The organism is Paractinoplanes maris, assembly GCF_023544465.1.
GTDB lineage: Bacteria > Actinomycetota > Actinomycetes > Mycobacteriales > Micromonosporaceae > Actinoplanes > Actinoplanes maris.
Genome location: NZ_JALPVL010000001.1, coordinates 643,390 through 661,791, shown reverse-complemented (window position 1 = coordinate 661,791; position 18,402 = coordinate 643,390). Strand labels below are relative to the sequence as shown.

Sequence of the window (18,402 nt, the reverse complement as noted above, 5' to 3'; positions counted from 1 at the left end):
GCAACGGCCGATGAACTCACCGTGTCCGCAGCTTAGGCTGAGCCAACTTCCCCAGGACCCCGGGCCGGCGCCACCGGCCCCTGTGGTCATTGGTCAATGCCGACCGAAGGAGAACGTCTTGAGCCAGCCCCTGAAACACGCCCGCCTGGCCGCCTGGATCGACGAAGTGGCCGCCCTGACCACCCCCGACCGCATCGTGTGGTGCGACGGCTCCGACGAGGAGTGGTCGGCGATCACCGACACGCTGGTCGAGTCGGGCGCCCTGGTCCGCCTGGACCCCGCCAAGAAGCCGAACTCCTTCTGGGCCCGCACCGACCCCGGCGACGTGGCCCGGGTCGAGGAGCGCACGTTCATCTGCTCGGTCGACGAGGCCGACGCCGGCCCGACCAACAACTGGACGGACCCGGCCGAGATGAGATCGGTGATGACCGGGCTCTACCGGGGATGCATGCGCGGCCGGACGATGTACGTGGTGCCGTTCTGCATGGGCCCGCTCGACGCCGAGCAACCCATGTTCGGCGTGGAGCTCACGGACAGTCCCTATGTCGTGGCGAGCATGCGGATCATGACCCGGATGGGCACGGCGGTGCTCGAGGCGATGGGCGAGGACGCCGATTTTGTGCCCGCGCTGCACTCGGTGGGCGCGCCGCTCGAGCCGGGTCAGGAGGACGTGGCCTGGCCGTGCAACGAGACCAAGTACATCTCGCACTTCCCCGAGACCCGGGAGATCTGGTCGTTCGGCTCCGGGTACGGGGGCAACTCGCTGCTCGGCAAGAAGTGTTACGCGCTGCGGATCGCCAGCGTGGCCGCCCGCGACGAGGGCTGGCTGGCCGAGCACATGCTGATCATGAAGCTGACCTCGCCCGAGGGGCAGGTCCGCTATATCGCCGGTGCGTTCCCGTCGGCCTGCGGCAAGACCAACCTGGCGATGCTTGAGCCCACCATCCCCGGCTGGAAGGTCGAGACCGTCGGCGACGACATCGCCTGGATGCGCTTCGGCGAGGATGGCCGGCTCTGGGCCACCAACCCCGAGTACGGGCTGTTCGGCGTCGCCCCCGGCACCGACTTCCACACCAACCCCAACGCGATGCGCACCCTGGCCCGCGGCAACTCGGTCTTCACCAATGTCGCCCTGACCGACGACGGGGACATCTGGTGGGAGGGCATGGGACGGCCCCCGGCGCACCTGCGTTCCTGGCGCGGCGAGGACTGGACCCCCGACTCACCGACGCCGTCGAGCCACCCCAACAGCCGTTTCTGCACCCCCATCGAGCAGTGCCCGATCCTCGCCGACGAATACCACGACCCCCGGGGCGTGCCGATCGACGCGATCCTGTTCGGCGGCCGCCGCAAGACGACGATCCCGCTGGTCGCCGAGGCCCGGGATTGGGTGCACGGCGTCTACCTGGGTGCGACGCTCTCCAGCGAGACGACGGCGGCCGCGGTCGGACAGGTCGGTGTCGTCCGCCGCGACCCGATGGCCATGCTGCCGTTCATCGGCTACCACGCCGGCGACTACTTCCAGCACTGGATCGACATGGCCAAGGGCGCGCCGGGCGACGCGGCCCAGCTGCCCAAGATCTTCTACGTCAACTGGTTCCGCCGCGACGAGGACGGCGGGTTCCTCTGGCCCGGCTTCGGCGAGAACAGCCGGGTCCTGAAGTGGATCGTCGAGCGGCTGGACGGCCGGGGCGAGGCGGTCGAGACCGCGATCGGCCACGTGCCGACGGTGGCGGCCATCGACCGTACGGGTCTCGACCTGGACGACGCCGACCTGGAAGCCGTGCTGCGCGTCGACCGGGACGAGTGGCTGGCCGAGATTCCGCAGATCACCGAGTGGTTCACGAAGTTCGGCGACAAGCTGCCGGCCGTCCTCTGGTCCGAGCTGGACGCGCTGAAGGCCCGCCTGAGCGCGTAGGACACCGCCGGACCGGGTAACGCTCCGGCCGTGGCAACTGACGAAACGGTGCGGCCGCGCGCTCTGCGCGCGCTGACCGCCCTGCTGGTTGCCACGGCCGCGGCGACCGTCGTGGTCGAGGTCCTCAACTACTGGTACGCGCCGGAGCACGGTTTCGGGCTGGCGGTGCGCACCGGGTGGGCGTTGCTGCGTACGGTGGGCTGGCTGATCCTCATCCGGCAGGTGCGCCGCGACCGGGCCGTCGCCCGGCCGCTGGGCCTGATCCTCGCCGTCACCACGATCTTCGCCGTCGGGCGCCTGATCGTCCCCCGGTCCGGGCTGCCGGTCCTGCCCGGTGTGCTGGGCTTCGCGGTGCTGCTCCTCCTGTGTGTCGCCGTGGTCGTGATGCTCTACCGGCATCCGGTGGTCCGGGAACGTCTGGTCCGCCATCCCCAGCGTCTCGTGTTCACCCGTGAGGGCGTGCGGTTGCAGGAGGCGGCGCCCCGTCGGGCACCGGTGACGGGCTGGCTGCTGACGGCCCGCATCGCGGCGTTCACCTACAGCCCGCTGATGCTCGTGCCGTGCCTGATCGCGTTCGGTGAGCTGCGGGACCGTCCGGAGTGGCTGCTCGCGGTGCTGGTCTGGCTGGCGCTGGGCATCGGGGTCAGCTACGCGGTGCTGCTGGGCACGTTCTTCCTGCTCCGCGGCAAGGCGGGGGCGCGGCGCTATCTGGGCTGGCTCACCCTGTTCGTCCTGGCCTGGGACCTGCCGCTGTGCTACTTCCTGCTGGGCGTCGACGGGCTGATCCGCGACGGTGCCCCGCTGGTGGCCGCGGCCGGGCTGACCTGGTACGCGCTGCATCGGGCAGGCCGGCTCGACGTCCGCCTGGGGGAAGCGGCGGACGATCTGGCGCGACCGGCCGGCGCCGCGTGAAATCGATCGCGCGGGATCCACTCCGGTCCCCGGGCTGTGGATGGCGGAGGTCGCGGCGGGCTCCCTGTGGACAACTCGGCTCCCTGGCCTTGACAGCGCGTAAGTTCAAATCCGATCCCCCCGAGGCGGGTGGGGGTTAGGGATGGCGGGCGAGGCACGGCTTGCGAAATTTTGATGTGGCGATCGTCGGCGCGGGGCCGGCGGGCTCGGCGGCGGCCCTGGCGGCGGCCCTGGCGGCCGGCCGCGCCGGCAAGAGCGTCCTGCTGCTCGATCGGGCCGATTTCCCGCGCGACAAGGTCTGTGGCGACGGCATCGCGGCCGAGGCCATCGCCGTCCTGAGTGGACTCGGCGTGCGCGGGGTCACCGACGGCTATCCGGCGATCGAGCGGCTGCGGCTGGTCGGGCCGGGCGGTTCGGCGGTCGCGCGGCCGCTGCCGCGCGCGGCCTACACCGTGCCGCGGCGGGTGTTCGACGAGCGGCTGGTGCGGGCGGCGGTCGAGGCCGGCGCGGAGCTGCGCCGGCACACCGTACGGTCAGTTCGCGCGACCGGAGACGGCATCATGATCGACTCGCGGTTTCGAGCCGGTGTGCTCATCGGGGCCGACGGCGCGGGGTCGGTGGTGCGTCGTGCGCTCGGCTTCCCGGTGAATCCGCCCGGTCACCTCGCGGTCGCGATCCGTGGGTACGCGCCGACCACCAACACGAACGAGCAGATCATCGTCACGACCCGGCAGCGCTGGCCGGCGTACGCGTGGGAGTTCCCGCTGGGCGACGGCACCGCCAACATCGGTTACGGCGAGGTCCTGCGCGGGGCGCCGCTCTCCCGGGCGTACCTCCTGGAACGCCTCAGCCACCTGCTGCCCGGCAGCGAGCCGACCGGCGTTCGCGGGCACCACCTGCCGTTGTCGACCCGTCGCCCGCCCCCCGCGCGCGGCCGGGTGCTGCTCGCCGGCGACGCCCTCTCGCTGATCAACCCGTTCACCGGGGAGGGCATCTTCTATGCCGTTCTCTCCGGGGCGCTGGCCGGTGCGGCGGCCGCGGCCGGGCCGTCGGGGGTCGCCCAGCGTTACGGGCGTGCGCTTGGTCACCGGCTCGGCCGTCACCTGCGGCATTCCGGCTTCGCGGCCCGGCTCACCCGCCGGTCGTCGGTGGTCGACGCCGCGGTGAGCGCGGCTGCCCGAGACGCGGAGGTCTTCGACCGGATGGTGGACCTCGGCCTCGGTGACGGGGTTTTCGACCTTCGCACGATCGGACGCATCGCCTCCCGGTTGGGCCGGCGTCACCCGGCCGCCCCTTGAGTCGCTACCGATGAGGGCTAGGGTTTCAAGCGATGAGTCTGCGGTCGTTGATCTCCACTCCGTTCTACCGCGTGTATGAACGTCGGCTGGCCGGCAAGCTGGCCGGCAAACCCGTGCCCCAGCACGTCGGCGTCATGTGCGACGGCAACCGCCGCTGGGCCCGCGAGATGGGCTTCGTCGACCCGAACGACGGTCATCGTGTCGGCGCCGCCCGCATCAAGGAGCTGCTCGGCTGGTGTGACCAGGCCGGCATCAAGCACGTCACGCTCTATCTGCTGGCCACCGACAACCTGCGCCGCCCGTCGGCCGAGCTCGACCCGCTGGTCAAGATCATCGAAGATCTGGCGACCGAGCTGGCCGAGGACGGCAACCCGTGGCGGCTGCGCATGGTCGGCGCGCTCGACGTGCTGCCCGCCGCGACCGCCGCGACCCTCAAAGCCGCGCAGGAGAAGACCCGCAACCGCACGATCGGCGTCGAGGTCAACATGGCCGTCGGTTACGGCGGCCGGCGCGAGATCGCCGACGCGGTGCGCTCCCTGCTGCACGAGCAGGCCGCGGCCGGGCGCACGATCGAGGAGATGGCCGAGATCCTCGACGTCGAGCACATCGCCGAGCACCTCTACACCCGCGGTCAGCCCGATCCCGACCTGGTCATCCGGACCAGCGGGGAGCAGCGCCTCTCCGGGTTCCTGCTGTGGCAGTCGGCGCACTCGGAGTTCTATTTCCACGACGCCAACTGGCCCGACTTCCGCCGTATCGACTTCCTGCGCGCCCTCCGCTCCTACGGAAGCCGCCAGCGCCGATACGGCGCCTAAAACCTGGTGAGCCCGTCGGTCAGGAACGCGGCGACGGCGTCGGGCGACTCGAGGGTGAGGTCGGCCGCGCTGGACACCTCGGCCCCCGTCTCGGGGTTGGCCACGGCGACCGCGACACCGAAGAACGACGGGTCGACGGCCTCGCGGGCCCGCAACGCGTCGAACGCCTTGATGTCGGACATGTCATCCCCGAAATACCACGCGCAGCCGGCCTCGCGGACGCCCTCGGTGATGACCATGCCCTTGTCCTGGTCGACCGGCGGCTTGAGCTCGACCACCATGCGGCCCGCCTGGATGCGCAGACCGAGCTGCTCGGCCTGCTCGTGACCCCAGCGCTCGACCGCAGGCGCCTCGTGCGGGGCGGTGCGGTAGTGCAGGGCCACCGAAAGACGCTTGTATTCGACCAGCGTCGACGCGGGCAGCTCGGCCTTGGCCCGCTCGGCCAGCTCGGCCATCGTCGGCACCCACGGCTCGGCGGCCGGGTTGGTGACGACCTCGCCCTCGTGCCAGACCTCGAGGCCGTAGAGACCGTAGAGGTCGACCCGCTCGAGCGAGGAGAAGCGCGAGCGCAGGAAGCTGACCGGCCGGGCCGACACGATGGCCACCCGCTGGACCGACTCGGCGAGCCTTTCCAGTACCCCGAGGACGGCCGGCACCGGTTGCGAGGCGTCGGGGTCGTCGGTGACGGGTGAGAGCACGCCGTCGAAGTCGAAGAAGAAGGTGGTCGCCGAGGCGTTGCCGGCGGTGAAGGCCCATGCCTCGTCGATGCTCAGCGGATGGGTCGGACGCGGAGTCTGTGCCACGTCGTCAGATTACCCGCCGGAGATGACGTTTCATGCGAGAGAAATTTGCCTGGACGTCGTCCGTCACCCGTTTTTGCGTACTACCGCGTAGCCGAGTTGACCGCTAGCGTTTGAGTCATGGCACGGGGTCATCCCGGGCCAGCCGGCCGGCCCGGACCTGCGACAAGTGCGCCACGGGGCCCCGCAATCCGACCCCGTGCATAAGAGACGGGCGCCGGAGGTGGCGGACCGCGGGCGTCCCGGGTTGCACGCCCGCCGCTGGAGCAGGCCTGTGACATCTCGCCGATCAGACGCCGACGTCGCTCTCGACCCGGCCGTCGAAGTCTCCACGAACAAAGCCCGCGCGGGGCGTAGGTCCCGGGACAGGCACGCGGACGCTGAACCGGCCCCTTCGGGCCGCGTTTTCGTTCTGGACACTTCGGTTCTGCTGTCCGACCCGGCGGCGTTCCGCCGCTTCACCGATCATGAGGTGATCATTCCCCTCGTGGTCATCTCGGAGCTGGAGGGCAAGCGTCACCACCCCGAGCTCGGGTGGTTCGCCCGGCAGTCGTTGCGTTACCTCGACGACCTGCGGGTCAAGTTCGGCCGGCTCGACCAGCCGGTCCTCTGCAACGACGAGGGCGGCACACTGCGGGTCGAGCTCAACCACGCCGACCAGAGCGTGCTGCCGCAGGGCTTCCGCAACGACTCGAACGACACCCGCATCCTCTCGGTCGCCCTCGGGCTGGCCGCCGAGGGGCGCGAGGTGACGCTGGTCAGCAAGGACATGCCGCTGCGGGTCAAGGCGGCGTCGGTCGGTCTCACCGCCGACGAGTACCGCCACGGCCAGGCCAGCGACCCGACCTGGACCGGCATGGCCGACCTGAAGCTCGGCGAGGACCAGGTCAACGCGCTCTACGGCGGCGAGGAGCTGGAGCTCGACGAGGTCGAGAACCTGCCCTGCCACACCGGTCTGGTGGTGCACTCGGCGCGCGGATCGGCGCTCGGCCGGGTCAACCCCGACAAGACCGTACGGCTGGTCCGGGGTGACCGGGAAGCGTTCGGTCTGCGCGGACGGTCAGCCGAGCAGCGGGTCGCCCTCGACATCCTGCTCGACGAGTCGATCGGCATCGTCTCGCTCGGCGGCCGGGCCGGCACGGGCAAGTCGGCGCTCGCGCTCTGCGCGGGACTCGAGGCCACCATGGAACGCAACCGCCACAAGAAGGTCATCGTGTTCCGCCCGCTCTACGCCGTCGGCGGCCAGGAGCTCGGCTATCTGCCCGGCAGCGAGCACGAGAAGATGTCGCCCTGGGCGCAGGCCGTCTTCGACACGCTGGGCGCCGTGGCGCACGCCAACGTGGTCGAGGAGGTCATGGCCCGCGGTCTGCTCGAGGTGCTGCCGCTGACCCACATCCGCGGCCGCAGCCTGCACGACGCTTTCGTGATCGTCGACGAGGCCCAGTCGCTCGAACGCAACGTCCTGCTCACCGTGCTCTCCCGTATCGGGCAGGGCTCGCGGGTCGTTCTCACCCACGACGTGGCCCAGCGCGACAACCTGCGGGTCGGCCGGCACGACGGCGTCACGGCGGTGATCGAGGCGCTCAAGGGCCACCCGATCTTCGCCCACGTCACGCTGACCCGTTCCGAGCGGTCGCCCATCGCCGAGGTGGTCACCGACCTGCTGGAGGAGATTCCACTCTGAGTGAGGAGGGGAATCCGTGGTGTGATCACGGATTCCCCTTCGGAGTGACGCGATTTCTGCGGTATTTCACCCGGTTTGAGCGTGAAATTGTTGTGAGCAATTTAACAAGACCGCGTCGTCATTTCACATCCTCTTCACGGTGGGCCATGGTGTCTGACGAGCACCACGCACGGGCACGAGGTCGGAGATCGACTTAGTCCGCGCGCCGGCCCGAGTCGGGCTGGGGTGCTCGCGGCGTGTTTCGCCACTGTTGTCCGGTGGCGGGGTGCCGCGTCATTGCCCCCGACGAAGGGAAACTTCGTGAATCGGCTCTGGAGCCGGGTCGGAGTACGAGTTGCCTCGGTCAGCCTGCTTCTGGCGGGCGCGGCCACCGGCATCTACCTCGGACAGGACCAGGAAGTCCAGCAGCAGAGCGCCGAAGCGAGCGTCGTCGCGCAGGTCGCGGTGGACAACTCGCAGCTGCTGAAACAACGTCAGTCCGAGCACGCCGCCGCCCGCGCGTTCCAGCGCGAGGCCGCCAGTGACGCCGCCGCCGAGGCCGCCACCGCCGCCAAGGCCGCCGCCACCAAGGCGCATCAGGCCGAGCAGAAGGTGATCGCGCAGAAGAAGGCCGCGGCCAAGGCCGCCGCCGAGGCTGCTGCGAAGAAGAAGGCCCAGGAGAAGGCCGACGCGGATTCCGACTCGGACTCGGAGTCGGGCAGCACGCCGGAGTTCAGCGGTGACATCCCGGCCTCGTGCAACGAGTTCAGCGGGAACCGCGCGATCGGCTGCTCGCTGATGCTCGACGCGGGCTTCAAGATCTCGCAGTTCTCCTGCCTCGAGAAGCTGTGGAAGAAGGAAAGCGGCTGGAACCACAAGGCCAGCAACCCCAGCTCGGGCGCGTACGGCATCCCGCAGGCCCTGCCGGGCGGCAAGATGAAGTCGGCCGGCAGTGACTGGAGGTCGAACCCGGCCACCCAGATCGAGTGGGGCCTGGGCTACATCGAGGGTCGCTACGGCACCCCGTGCAGCGCCTGGGGGCACTCGCAGGACGTGGGCTGGTACTAAGTAGACAAGCGTTGTGACGGGCCGCGCGGCGAACCGCGCGGCCCGTTTTGCTTGTGATCCAATGTCCGTATGGTCCGAAAAGCCGCTTTGTTGGCTCTGACCGTCGTTGTTCTGCTGGGGCAGCCCGCCGAGGCCGGCAGTGATCGGCGGGCGGCCCGCGACGTGATCGGCGGGCTGGTGGCGCCGCAGGGCATGTTCCCCTGGGCCGTGCGGCTCTCGATGGGCTGCGGCGGGACGTTGATCGAACCGCGGGTCGTGCTGACCGCCGGGCACTGCGTCGACGGCACCGGTCAGTCCGACAGCATCCGGGTCACCGCGGGCGTCACCGACCTGAAGTCCCGCCGCGCCCAGACCGCCCGCTCGGTGCGGGTGATCCGGGCCGAGGGCTTCATCGACGAGACGCGGGGGGACGACTGGGCGGTCGTCCGCCTGGACAGGCCGCTGCGTCTGCCGACCGTGGCGCTGGCCAAGGACGCGATCGGTGCGGGGCAGTTCGTGGTGATGGGCTGGGGTCAGACCCGCGAGGCCTCGATCGAGCAGGAGGAGCGCCTGCACTACGCGAGCGTGCCGATCGTGCCGGATGAGAAGTGTGCGGCGGCGTACCAGAAGGCCGCCGTCGCGTTGGTGCCGGACGAGCAGCTCTGTGCCGGGTCGACCACCGCTGACACGTGTCAGGGCGACAGCGGCGGGCCGATGGTGGGCCACGGGCGGCACGGGGAGTGGGTGCAGGTGGGGATCGTGAGCTGGGGGCTGGGCTGCGCGCGGGACGGATTCCCCGGCGTCTACACCCAGCTGTCCACCTTCCGCCCGGCGATCAAGGACGCCGTACGGAGACTGCGTCTTTGATCGTCAGAAGTTCAGCGTCGTGTCGGTGGTGGCCGGGCGCAGCCGTTTGCGGCGGAAGATGATCGCCGCGATCGCGCCGCCGACCAGGCCCAGCAGGTGGCCCTGCCAGGAGACCGGCTGATCGGTCGGCAGGATGTTGTACAGCTGGTACCAATACAGCAGGCCGATGAACGCGGCCACGCCCAGATTCCACCACGAGCGCTCGACCAGGCCGCGGGTGAGCAGCAGGCCGAGATAGCCGAAGACGACGCCGCTGGCCCCCACGACGACGCTGTTGGGGTCGCCCACGAACCAGACGCCCAGGCCGCTCACCAAGATGATCACGAACGTCGACCAGATGAACCGCTTGGTGCCGCCGGCCAGCGCGAACGTGCCCACCAGGATGAGCGGGACGGCGTTGCCGTAGAGGTGCTCCCACCCCGCGTGCAGGAACGGGCTGAACAGCACGCCGTCGAGGCCCTCGATGCGGCGCGGGATGATGCCGCCGGCCACGTCGAGCTGGCCCGCGCCGATGCCGACGTCGATCGCCTCAACCAGGAACAACACCGGAATGACGGCGCACATGGTCACGAAGGCCCGGCCCAGGGACGCGTAGAAAGCATCCGTGCCGAACTTCGCCTCAGCGTCCGCGCGAGCTTGCGCCCCGTAACTCATCATTCGATAGTTCCAGGCAACAGCAAGGCCCGCCAAGGGGCGGGCCCTGCCATCAGCTAGTTCTCAGATAACCGGGTCACTGTCGCCCAGCGGCACGGTCGGCAGGTGGCCGTCGAAGTCGATGGCCGAATAGAGGGCCAGCTTCTCCAGCCGGTGATAGGAGTCGATCACCCGGATCGTGCCGCTCTTGGACCGCATCACGATCGACTGGGTGTGTGCCCCGCCCGCCCGGTATCGGACCCCCTTGAGCAGGTCACCCGAGGTGACGCCGGTGGCCACGAAGAAGCAGTTGTCCCCGGTGACCAGGTCGTCGGTGGTCAGCACCCGGTCGAGGTCGTGCCCGGCGGCCAGCGCCTTCTCGCGCTCGGCGGCGTCCTGCGGCCACAGCTTGGCCTGGATCATGCCGCCCAGGCATTTGAGCGCGCAGGCCGCGGTGATGCCCTCGGGGGTGCCGCCGATGCCCATCAGGACGTCCACGTCGGACTCCGACCGGGCCGCCGAGATCGCGCCCGCGATGTCACCGTCGGAGATGAACTTGATGTTCGCGCCGGCCTGGCGCACCTCGTCGACCAGGGCGGCGTGCCGCGGGCGGTCGAGGATGCAGACGGTCACGTCGGAGATGCTGGACCGCTTGGCCTGAGCGATGCGGCGCAGATTCTCCTTGGTGCCGGCGTTGATGTCGATCACGTCGGCGCAGTCCGGGCCGACGGCGATCTTCTCCATGTAGAAGACGGCACTCGGGTCGAACATCGCGCCGCGCTCGGCCACCGCCAGCACCGCGACCGCACCGGGCATGCCCTTGCTCATCAGCGTCGTGCCGTCGATCGGGTCCACGGCCACGTCGACCTCGGGGCCGGTGCCGTCGCCGACCCGCTCCCCGTTGAAGAGCATGGGCGCCTCGTCCTTCTCGCCCTCACCGATCACCACGGTGCCGCGCATCTGAATCGAATTGATCAGCTTGCGCATGGCATCGACGGCGGCACCGTCACCGCCGTTCTTGTCGCCGCGCCCGACCCAGCGGCCGGCCGCCATCGCGGCGGCCTCCGTGACGCGGACCAGATCGAGGGCGATGTTGCGGTCGAGATCCTGCGGGACCCGTGCGGGCATGGGCGCCTCCTCGCGACGTTGCGGGGCGTAGGCCGGGACCCGGCCTACAGGTCCACCGATCCTCACATGCGCGGACGCGCGAAGTCTCGGCTCAGCGACATGGTTAACAATGGGTGGGTGGAACCCGCATCGCCCGCGCCCGCCGACCCGGCCCCCGACACCGCTGCCACCCCCGCGCCCGCCGCCGCTGCCGCACCGGCCGCTGCCGCACCGGCCGCTGCCGCACCGGCCGCTGCCGCACCGGCCGCCGCCGCGGCGCCGGCTGCGACCGTCGCGGGTCAGCAGCCTCAGGGGCAGCCGCCGGCGCGGCTCGCTCGTGGTCAGGAGCGGTCGCCCAAGGACATGGCGATGTCGCTGGCTGTCCTGCTGATCCCGATCGCGCTGCTGCTGACCTTCTACCGCCTCGTCCTCGACGGTGACAAGCCGGTCGCGGTCGACCCGGCGCCGACGATCCAGGAGGCGCAGCAGGCCAAGGCCTTCACCGTGTTGCTGCCCCAGGGGCTGGGCGACGACTGGCACACCTCGAGCGCGACCTTCCGCCGGGCCGAGAACGGCGCGACCCTGCGGATCGGATACGTCGACCCGGACAAGGACCCGATCCAGCTCGTGCAGAGCAGCGTGCCCTCGGCGACCCTGCTGCCGATCGAGCTCTCCAAGGACGCCGAGCCGGTCGGCAACTTCCGCGCCGGGACGGGCGTGTGGCGCCTCTACAACGGCCGGCCCGGCGAGCGCGCGCTGGTGCTGGCCGACCAGACCCGCACGGTCGTCATCGTCGGCAAGACGGACGACGACAACCTCGAGGCGCTGGCCGGCTCGTTGCGCTAACCGTCGGCGCGGGCGGCCCGGGCCGCGTCGATGCGCTCCCGCGCGCCGTCGAGCCAGTGCTGGCAGACGTCGGCCAGTTTCTCACCGCGCTCCCACAGCGCCAGCGACTCCTCGAGCGAACTGCCGCCCTGCTCCAGTCGCTCGACCACGCCGGCCAGCTCGGTGCGGGCCTGCTCGTAACTCAGCTTCTCGTCGCTCACTCGTTCTCCCGTACCACTGCTCGGAGCTCGCCCTCGGCGAGCCGCAACCGGAGGATGTCGTCGGTCTTGGCCTCATCGGCGGCCCGCACGACGTGGCCGTCGGCGCGCTGCACGATCGCGTAACCCCGCTGGAGCGTCGCCGCGGGGGAGAGCGCCCGCAAGCGGGCCACCGTGTGGCGCAGCTCGTCGTCGGCGCGGCGCAGGCGGTGGTCGAGGCTGCGGACGGCCCGGTCGCGCAGCGCGGTCATCTCGGCCGCGCGCTGGTCGACCAGCAGCTCGGGGCGGGCCAGGACGGGCCGGGACCGCCAGGACTCGAGGCGATGGGTCTCCCGCTCGACCAGCGTGAGCACCGCGCGCTCGAGCCGGCGGCGGGCCACCTCGATCAGCTGCGTCTCCTCGCCCAGGTCGGGGACGAGGCGCTTGGCCGCGTCGGTCGGCGTGGAGGCCCGCAGATCGGCCACGTAGTCGAGCAGCGGCGCGTCGGTCTCGTGGCCGATCGCGCTGACCACCGGGGTCCGGGTGCCGAAGACCGCCCGGCAGAGCGCCTCGTCGGAGAACGGCAGCAGATCCTCCACGCTGCCGCCGCCGCGGGCGATCACGATGACGTCGATGGTGTCGTCGTTGTCGAGCACCTTGAGCGCGTCGATGATCTGGGGGACCGCGGTCGGGCCCTGGACCGGCACGTTGACCACCCGGAAGTCGACCGCGGGCCAGCGGCGGCGGGTATTCATCAGCACATCCCGCTCGGCCGCGCTGGCCCGGCCGGTGATCAGGCCGATGCGCTGAGGCAGGAACGGCAGCCGCCGCTTGCGCTCGCGGGCGAACAGGCCCTCGGCGGCCAGGTGCTTCTTCAACCTCTCGAGCCGGGCCAGGAGCTCGCCCAGCCCGACCTGGCGGATCTCGTCGGCCCGCAGGCTGAGGGTGCCGCGGGCGGGATAGAACTCGGGCTTGGCGTGCAGCGTGACCCGGGCCCCCTCGGCGAGCTCGGGGGCACCGGCGTCGAGCACGTCGCGGTGGGCCGTGACGGTGAGGCTCAGATCGGCCGACGGGTCGCGCAGGGTCAGGAACACCACCGTCGAGCCCGGCCGGCGGCTGATCTGGGCGACCTGCCCGTCGACCCAGACCCAGCCCAGCTTGGCGATCCAGGCCCCGACCTTTTGACTGACGACACGGACCGGCCACGGCTCCTCGGCGGAGCTCTTCGGCGGTGCCGCACTCGGCTGGGGCTCACTCACCCGGCCAGACTACGGAAGCCGTACGACAATTCCGTCGCGGCCCGAAGGCGGCTACCCCTGAAGGTGGCGTTCCCCGGTGGCCTCGTGGTGGTGGGCGCGTTCCTCGGCGTGGGTCGGAGCGTGGCTCGGTGGCGCCGCCTCGTCCCGCTGCGGCGCGGGCCGGGCCGGACGAACCCAGGCGACGACGGTCAGGGCGATGAGCCCGGCGCAGAGCCAGAAGAGCAGGTCGGCGATCGATCGGTAGAGGTCGAACCGCCACCCGCCCGGGTCGCGGGCCAGCATCGTGAACGGGAAGCCGTGCCGTACGGCGTAGTCCCGCGAGCAGCAGGCCACGGCCAGCGAGGGAATCGCGGTGATCGCCAGTCCCAGCGCCGCCACCAGCCCGCCCACCGTCCAGGCGGTGACGGTCAGCCGCCGGCCGATCCGGTCGCCGGCCAGCAGCAGCACGCCGGTGACCAGCAGCACGACGTGGAAGATCACATACGACGGGTCGTCGAGACCCATGGCCAGGTCCAGCACGCCGAGCGCGACGCAGGCCCAGCCCACGATCAGCCGGAGCGTTGCCCCCGCCGAGGCGAGAAAGCCTGGTTCGTCGTCCTCCACAGCCTCCGGCATGCGTCCGAGTATCTCGACAAATCGGGCAGGTCACCGGTGATTCGGCTTCTTCCTCACCGGTCGGGTCGCTGCCTCGCTGCCTCGCGCGTCAGCTGCCGGGTCGGTGCCTCGCGCGTCAGCTGCCGGATCGCTGCCTCGCGCGGCGGACCAGCACGGCGATCACCACGAGCAGCAGGCCTGAGTAGGAGAAGAGCACCAGGTCGGCCACGAGCGAGATGACGTCGGCGCTCCAGCCGGCCGACTGGGCCAGCCGGAACGCGGTGTCGGGGTCGGCGGCGACGGCACCGCGGCCGAGCCAGTGGAAGGGCCAGCCGCGCTCGGTCACATAAGCGAACTCGCAGCACTCCCGGGACGTCTCGACGAACAGGCCGGCGACCGTGCCGGCCAGCGCGAAGCCGGTCATCACGGCCGCGGTGACCAGCCGGGGCAGTTGGATGCGGTGGGGCATGAGCAGCACCAGGCCGCCCGCGGCGAGCACCGTGCCGACCACCGCGTCGAGCACCGCGGTCGAGACGTGCAGGTTGAGCAGGACCCAGGTCAGTCCGCCGACCAGCGACAACGCACCCACCAGGAACCTCAGGGCCCGCCCGGGAACGACCCACCAGGGCGTCGATCCGGTCGCTTGCGTCGTCCGCGTCTCCTCGTCCAGCACCCGACGAGTATCCCGATCGGGGCCGGTCGGGTCGAGCCCCCCTGTGGACAACGGCACTGTGCGCGACCGGGCGTCCGCGGGTGGCTGCCACGTACCATGGCCGGGTGAGTGAACCTCGGAAGCGTGTCCTGCTGGCCAAGCCGCGCGGCTACTGCGCGGGCGTCGACCGCGCGGTGCAGACCGTCGAGGAAGCGCTGAAGCTCTACGGCGCCCCGGTCTACGTGCGCAAGCAGATCGTGCACAACAAGCACGTGGTCACCACGCTCGAGGCTCGTGGCGCGATCTTCGTGGAGGAGAACGAAGAGGTGCCCGAGGGCTCGACCGTCGTCTTCTCGGCCCACGGCGTCGCTCCCGAGGTGCACGAGCAGGCCAAGGCCCGCAATCTCAAGGCCATCGACGCCACCTGCCCGCTGGTGACCAAGGTGCACCACGAGGCCAAGCGGTTCGCCGCCGACGACTACGACATCCTGCTCATCGGCCACGAGGGCCACGAGGAGGTCGTCGGCACGTCCGGTGAGGCGCCCGCGCACATCCAGCTCGTCGACGGCCCCGACTCGGTCGACAGTGTCGTCGTGCGCGACCCGTCCAAGGTCGTCTGGCTGTCGCAGACCACGCTCTCGGTCGACGAGACGATGGAGACGGTGGCTCGTCTCAAGACCCGGCTCCCGCTGCTGCAGTCGCCCCCGAGCGACGACATCTGCTACGCCACGTCGAACCGTCAGCACGTGGTCAAGGAGATCGCGCCCGAGTGCGACGTCGTGATCGTCGTCGGCTCGACGAATTCCTCCAACTCCGTCCGCCTGGTCGAGGTCGCGATCAGCGCCGGTGCGCGAGCCGGCCACCTGGTCGACTACGCGTCCGAGATCCAGGACGAGTGGCTCGAGGGCGCCACCACGGTCGGCGTCTCGTCCGGCGCCAGCGTGCCCGAGGACCTGGTCATGGAGGTTCTGGGCCACCTGGCCACCCGCGGCTTCGGCGAGGTCACCGAGTTCACCACCGCCGAGGAGCGCCTCACCTTCTCCCTCCCCCAGGAGCTCCGCCGCGACATGAAGGCTGCGGCGGCCGCCAAGGCCTAACGGGGTTCGAGCAGTTCGGGGGCCTGGGGTTGCCGGGGGGCGACCTCGAGTTGGACGGGTGTGGGGATGTCGTCGTCCGAGACGCCCATCTCGGCCAGCTTGCGCGCGCTGACCAGCACGCGAGCTTCCAAAGACCCCACTGCTTTGTTGTACGCGGTGACCGCCCCGCCGAGGGAGGCACCGAGCTTGCCCACGTGGTCACCGAGGGTGGCCAGCCGGCCGTAGAGTTCGCGGGCGACGCTGTGCACCTCGACCGCGTTGCGGGCCAGCTCCTCCTGCCGCCACGAGAAGGCCACCGTCCGCAGCAGCGCGATCAGCGTGGCCGGCGTGGCCAGCACCACGTTGCGGCGGAAAGCGTGTTCCATCAGCGTCGGGTCGTGCCGCAGGGCGACGTCGAGGAACGGGTCGGCCGGCACGAAGAGCACCACGAAGTCCGGCGACGACTCGAACGCCGTCCAGTACTGCTTGGCCGCCAGCGCGTCGATGTGCGAGCGCAGGTGCCGGGCGTGCTGATCGAGGAAGCCGTCCCGGCTGCGCTCATCGCGGGCCTCCAGCGCCGACAGGTAGGCCTCGAGGGGTGCCTTGGCGTCGACGACGACCGTGCGGCCGCCGTGCAGACGAACGATCAGATCGGGGCGTACGCCGGAATTGTCCGTCGACGCCGTGACCTGTTCAGCAAAGTCACAGTGTTCCAGCAGGCCGGCCGCTTCGACGATGCGGCGCAGCTGATGCTCACCCCAGCGACCCCGCGTCTGCGGCGTCCGCAGAGCGGCGACCAATTGCTTGGTCTCGGTCCGCAGCTCGCCCGAGACGGTGGCCATCGCTCGCACCTGCTCGCGCAGTTCGGCGTACGCGTCGATGCGCTCCCGCTCCAGCTCAGTAACCCTTTCCTCGTATCGGCGGAGCGTCTCGTGCAGCGGCGCCACGGCCCGCGCCACCGCTTCCTGCGACTGGGCGGTCGACTCGTACGACAGGGCGCGCAGCGACTGCTCGAGGCGTTCCTCCCCGTCAGCCCGAGCCTGCACGGTCGCCTCGAGACGGGCGATGTCGGCGGACGCCCGCAACCGAGCTGTGAGCCAGCCGAGGGCGCCCCCGACGGCCAGGCAGACAAGCACCACGACCAACGTCGAAACAGTCACATACCGGAGGTTGCCAGACCGGGACTTCGGGAGCCGCGCGGGTACCGTTGAAACATGAGCGTGTTGCTGATTCTGGGCATCGTCATCGTCGTCCTTCTCGTGATCATCCTGGCCCGGCGCAGCGGCGCCGCGTCCCAGCAGACCCGTCTCGAGGACGCGCGGGCCGAGGCTCAGCGGTGGTATGAGCGACTCGGCGGCCAGCTGATGAACCTGCACGGCAACGACGAGGCCGCGCGGCAGGCCCTCTCCGACGCGGGCGAGCGTTACAACGCCGCCGGCGGCCAGTTGCAGCAGGCCAACACCGTGCGGCAGTACGAGCTGGCCCGCGAGTCCGCGCTCGAGGGCCTGCAATATGTGCGGGCCGCGCGGGTTGCGATGGGCATCGACCCCGGTCCCGACCTGCCCGCGCTCGCCGCGGCCCAGGGCGCCGGCCAGCTGACCAAGGAGCGCGAGGTCAGCGTGCAGGGCCACAGTTACAAGGCCGGCCCGCAGCCCGGCCCCGAGACGCCCTATTACTACCCCGGTGGCCGCGTGCAGGGTCGCCCGGTGCCTTCGGGCTGGTATTCGACGCCGGTCTGGAAGACGGCGCTCGGCGCCGGCGCCGGCGTGCTCGGCGGCATGCTGATCTTCGACGCGCTGCTGTCACCCGGCTTCGGCGACATGGGTTACGGCGACGGCTTCTCCGACGGCTACGCCGACGCCGCACAGGACTTCGGCGGCGACGCAGGTGGCGACATGGGCGGCGGAGACATGGGCGGCGGCGACATGGGTGGCGGCGACATGGGCGGCTGGGGCGGCGGCGACTTCGACTTCTGACCCGGCTTGCTCGGGCCGGCTCGTCCCCGTTCGGCTCGGCCGGGATCGGCTCGGTCCAGCTTGACGCGGCCTGGCCCCGGCTTGGCGCGGCTTGGCCCCGGCTTGGCGTGGTCTGGCCCCGGCTTGGCTTGGCTTGGCTTGGCCTGGCCCCGGCTTGGCCTGGCCCTCGCCTCGCCCGGCCCAGTCTTTAGCGTGTTTCCGCGGCGGACGCGTCGTCGGGCGGGAGATGTTTGGCCAGCTCGCGGCGCAGGCGGCGGGGGCTGGGCCAGACCTCACTGAGGTCGGCGGTGAACGACTGGCCGTCCGGTGTCTCGGCCAGAGGCGGCGGCCCCGCCTCTTCGCCCTGCACCGGGTGCACCCGGTCCATGTCGATCGGGGTCACTTCGAGCAGGTTTTTGAAGCCCTGCCGGCGCACCGTCACGTGCTTGATGTCGGCCCAGTCGAGCATGATCGGGTCACTCTCCTGAGCCGCGAGCTCCAGCCCGCCGGAGGAGACCCGCACCCACGTCCGCAGTGAGCCCCGGGTCGAGTAGGCATAGGCCCCCGACGCGAGAGCGGCGACCACCACGGCCTGGGCGGCGGTCTGCCACCACCGGTTCCCGGCGCCGCTTTCACCGAGCATCGCGACGATCGGCGACACCAGGGCGAACGAGGCCATCAACAGCAGAAAGAGCGCGACGAACGTCCGCACCGGCGACGACTTGAACAGCACGGCGTCGCGGGCGGGCGCCTCGACCTGCTCGGGCGCGATCGACATGCCCTT

19 protein-coding genes are annotated in these 18,402 nt (G+C 70.7%); 10 read left to right on the top strand and 9 right to left on the bottom strand.

Annotated elements, in window-relative coordinates; translation table 11 throughout:
• Positions 1–88 precede the first annotated feature (88 nt).
• The 4 genes from NAG42_RS03170 (at position 89) to NAG42_RS03155 (ending at position 4,943) form a co-directional block, all read left to right on the top strand.
• Positions 89–1,918: a phosphoenolpyruvate carboxykinase (GTP) gene (locus tag NAG42_RS03170; protein ID WP_438872360.1), complete on the top strand. Its 1,830-nt coding sequence runs from the start codon at positions 89–91 to the stop codon at positions 1,916–1,918.
• 30 nt (positions 1,919–1,948) lie between these two features.
• Positions 1,949–2,830 carry a hypothetical protein gene (locus NAG42_RS03165; RefSeq protein ID WP_250027735.1) on the top strand — a complete coding sequence of 294 codons (882 nt, stop codon included), beginning with the start codon at positions 1,949–1,951 and terminating at the stop codon, positions 2,828–2,830.
• A gap of 161 nt (positions 2,831–2,991) precedes the next feature.
• Positions 2,992–4,128, top strand: coding sequence for an NAD(P)/FAD-dependent oxidoreductase (locus NAG42_RS03160; protein ID WP_250027733.1), 1,137 nt, complete (start codon positions 2,992–2,994; stop codon positions 4,126–4,128).
• A 32-nt stretch (positions 4,129–4,160) separates the two neighbouring features.
• Positions 4,161–4,943: an isoprenyl transferase gene (locus NAG42_RS03155; protein WP_250027731.1), complete on the top strand. Its 783-nt coding sequence runs from the start codon at positions 4,161–4,163 to the stop codon at positions 4,941–4,943.
• Here the strand turns inward: NAG42_RS03155 and otsB are convergent.
• Positions 4,940–5,746 (bottom strand): trehalose-phosphatase, encoded by an 807-nt coding sequence (otsB, locus tag NAG42_RS03150; RefSeq protein ID WP_250027728.1) that lies wholly within the window; start codon positions 5,744–5,746, stop codon positions 4,940–4,942. The two genes, NAG42_RS03155 and otsB, sit on opposite strands and share 4 nt — an antisense overlap.
• A gap of 271 nt (positions 5,747–6,017) precedes the next feature.
• Between otsB and phoH2 the strand changes: the two genes are divergently transcribed.
• The 3 genes from phoH2 to NAG42_RS03135 all read left to right on the top strand — a co-directional run bounded on the left by phoH2 (position 6,018) and on the right by NAG42_RS03135 (position 9,320).
• Positions 6,018–7,427, top strand: a complete 1,410-nt coding sequence (gene phoH2 / locus NAG42_RS03145) for an RNA 5'-3' helicase PhoH2 (protein ID WP_250027726.1) — start codon at positions 6,018–6,020, stop codon at positions 7,425–7,427.
• Between the two features lie 300 nt (positions 7,428–7,727).
• Positions 7,728–8,474, top strand: a complete 747-nt coding sequence (locus NAG42_RS03140; protein WP_250027724.1) for an aggregation-promoting factor C-terminal-like domain-containing protein — start codon at positions 7,728–7,730, stop codon at positions 8,472–8,474.
• 69 nt (positions 8,475–8,543) lie between these two features.
• Positions 8,544–9,320, top strand: coding sequence for a S1 family peptidase (locus tag NAG42_RS03135; protein ID WP_250027723.1), 777 nt, complete (start codon positions 8,544–8,546; stop codon positions 9,318–9,320).
• A gap of 3 nt (positions 9,321–9,323) precedes the next feature.
• Here the strand turns inward: NAG42_RS03135 and NAG42_RS03130 are convergent, their stop codons facing one another.
• Together NAG42_RS03130 and glpX are read right to left on the bottom strand one after the other, a co-directional pair.
• Positions 9,324–9,974 carry a rhomboid family intramembrane serine protease gene (locus tag NAG42_RS03130; protein ID WP_250027720.1) on the bottom strand — a complete coding sequence of 217 codons (651 nt, stop codon included), beginning with the start codon at positions 9,972–9,974 and terminating at the stop codon, positions 9,324–9,326.
• A gap of 63 nt (positions 9,975–10,037) precedes the next feature.
• Positions 10,038–11,081: a class II fructose-bisphosphatase gene (glpX, locus tag NAG42_RS03125; RefSeq protein WP_250027718.1), complete on the bottom strand. Its 1,044-nt coding sequence runs from the start codon at positions 11,079–11,081 to the stop codon at positions 10,038–10,040.
• Positions 11,082–11,198: 117 nt separating this feature from the next.
• Between glpX and NAG42_RS03120 the strand changes: the two genes are divergently transcribed.
• Entirely contained in the window at positions 11,199–11,906 is a 708-nt protein-coding gene (locus tag NAG42_RS03120) for a DUF4245 domain-containing protein (RefSeq protein ID WP_250027716.1), read from the top strand.
• Here the strand turns inward: NAG42_RS03120 and NAG42_RS03115 are convergent.
• The 4 genes from NAG42_RS03115 to NAG42_RS03100 all read right to left on the bottom strand — a co-directional run bounded on the left by NAG42_RS03115 (position 11,903) and on the right by NAG42_RS03100 (position 14,608).
• Entirely contained in the window at positions 11,903–12,106 is a 204-nt protein-coding gene (locus NAG42_RS03115; protein ID WP_250027715.1) for an exodeoxyribonuclease VII small subunit, read from the bottom strand. The two genes, NAG42_RS03120 and NAG42_RS03115, sit on opposite strands and share 4 nt — an antisense overlap.
• Positions 12,103–13,341 carry an exodeoxyribonuclease VII large subunit gene (gene xseA, locus NAG42_RS03110; RefSeq protein WP_250027713.1) on the bottom strand — a complete coding sequence of 413 codons (1,239 nt, stop codon included), beginning with the start codon at positions 13,339–13,341 and terminating at the stop codon, positions 12,103–12,105. The genes NAG42_RS03115 and xseA overlap by 4 nt, the downstream gene beginning before the upstream one ends.
• A 51-nt stretch (positions 13,342–13,392) precedes the next feature.
• On the bottom strand, positions 13,393–13,956 hold the full coding sequence (locus NAG42_RS03105; protein ID WP_250027711.1) for a hypothetical protein: 564 nt from the start codon (positions 13,954–13,956) through the stop codon (positions 13,393–13,395).
• Between the two features lie 115 nt (positions 13,957–14,071).
• Complete coding sequence (locus NAG42_RS03100; protein WP_250027709.1) at positions 14,072–14,608, bottom strand: hypothetical protein; 537 nt, start codon at positions 14,606–14,608, stop codon at positions 14,072–14,074.
• A 104-nt stretch (positions 14,609–14,712) separates the two neighbouring features.
• On the opposite strand from NAG42_RS03100, the gene NAG42_RS03095 reads away from it, so the two are divergent.
• A complete protein-coding gene (locus tag NAG42_RS03095) occupies positions 14,713–15,684 on the top strand; it encodes a 4-hydroxy-3-methylbut-2-enyl diphosphate reductase (protein WP_250027707.1) in 972 nt (323 codons plus the stop codon).
• On the opposite strand, the gene NAG42_RS03090 is transcribed toward NAG42_RS03095, so the two are convergent.
• A complete protein-coding gene (locus tag NAG42_RS03090; RefSeq protein ID WP_250027705.1) occupies positions 15,681–16,823 on the bottom strand; it encodes a DNA recombination protein RmuC in 1,143 nt (380 codons plus the stop codon). The genes NAG42_RS03095 and NAG42_RS03090 overlap by 4 nt on opposite strands.
• Before the next feature lie 54 nt (positions 16,824–16,877).
• Here NAG42_RS03090 and NAG42_RS03085 point away from each other — a divergent pair, with 54 nt between their 5' ends.
• A complete protein-coding gene (locus tag NAG42_RS03085) occupies positions 16,878–17,639 on the top strand; it encodes a hypothetical protein (RefSeq protein ID WP_250027703.1) in 762 nt (253 codons plus the stop codon).
• A 187-nt stretch (positions 17,640–17,826) separates the two neighbouring features.
• Here NAG42_RS03085 and NAG42_RS03080 read toward each other — a convergent pair whose 3' ends face one another.
• A complete protein-coding gene (locus tag NAG42_RS03080) occupies positions 17,827–18,396 on the bottom strand; it encodes a hypothetical protein (RefSeq protein ID WP_250027701.1) in 570 nt (189 codons plus the stop codon).
• Between the last annotated feature and the right edge of the window lie 6 nt (positions 18,397–18,402).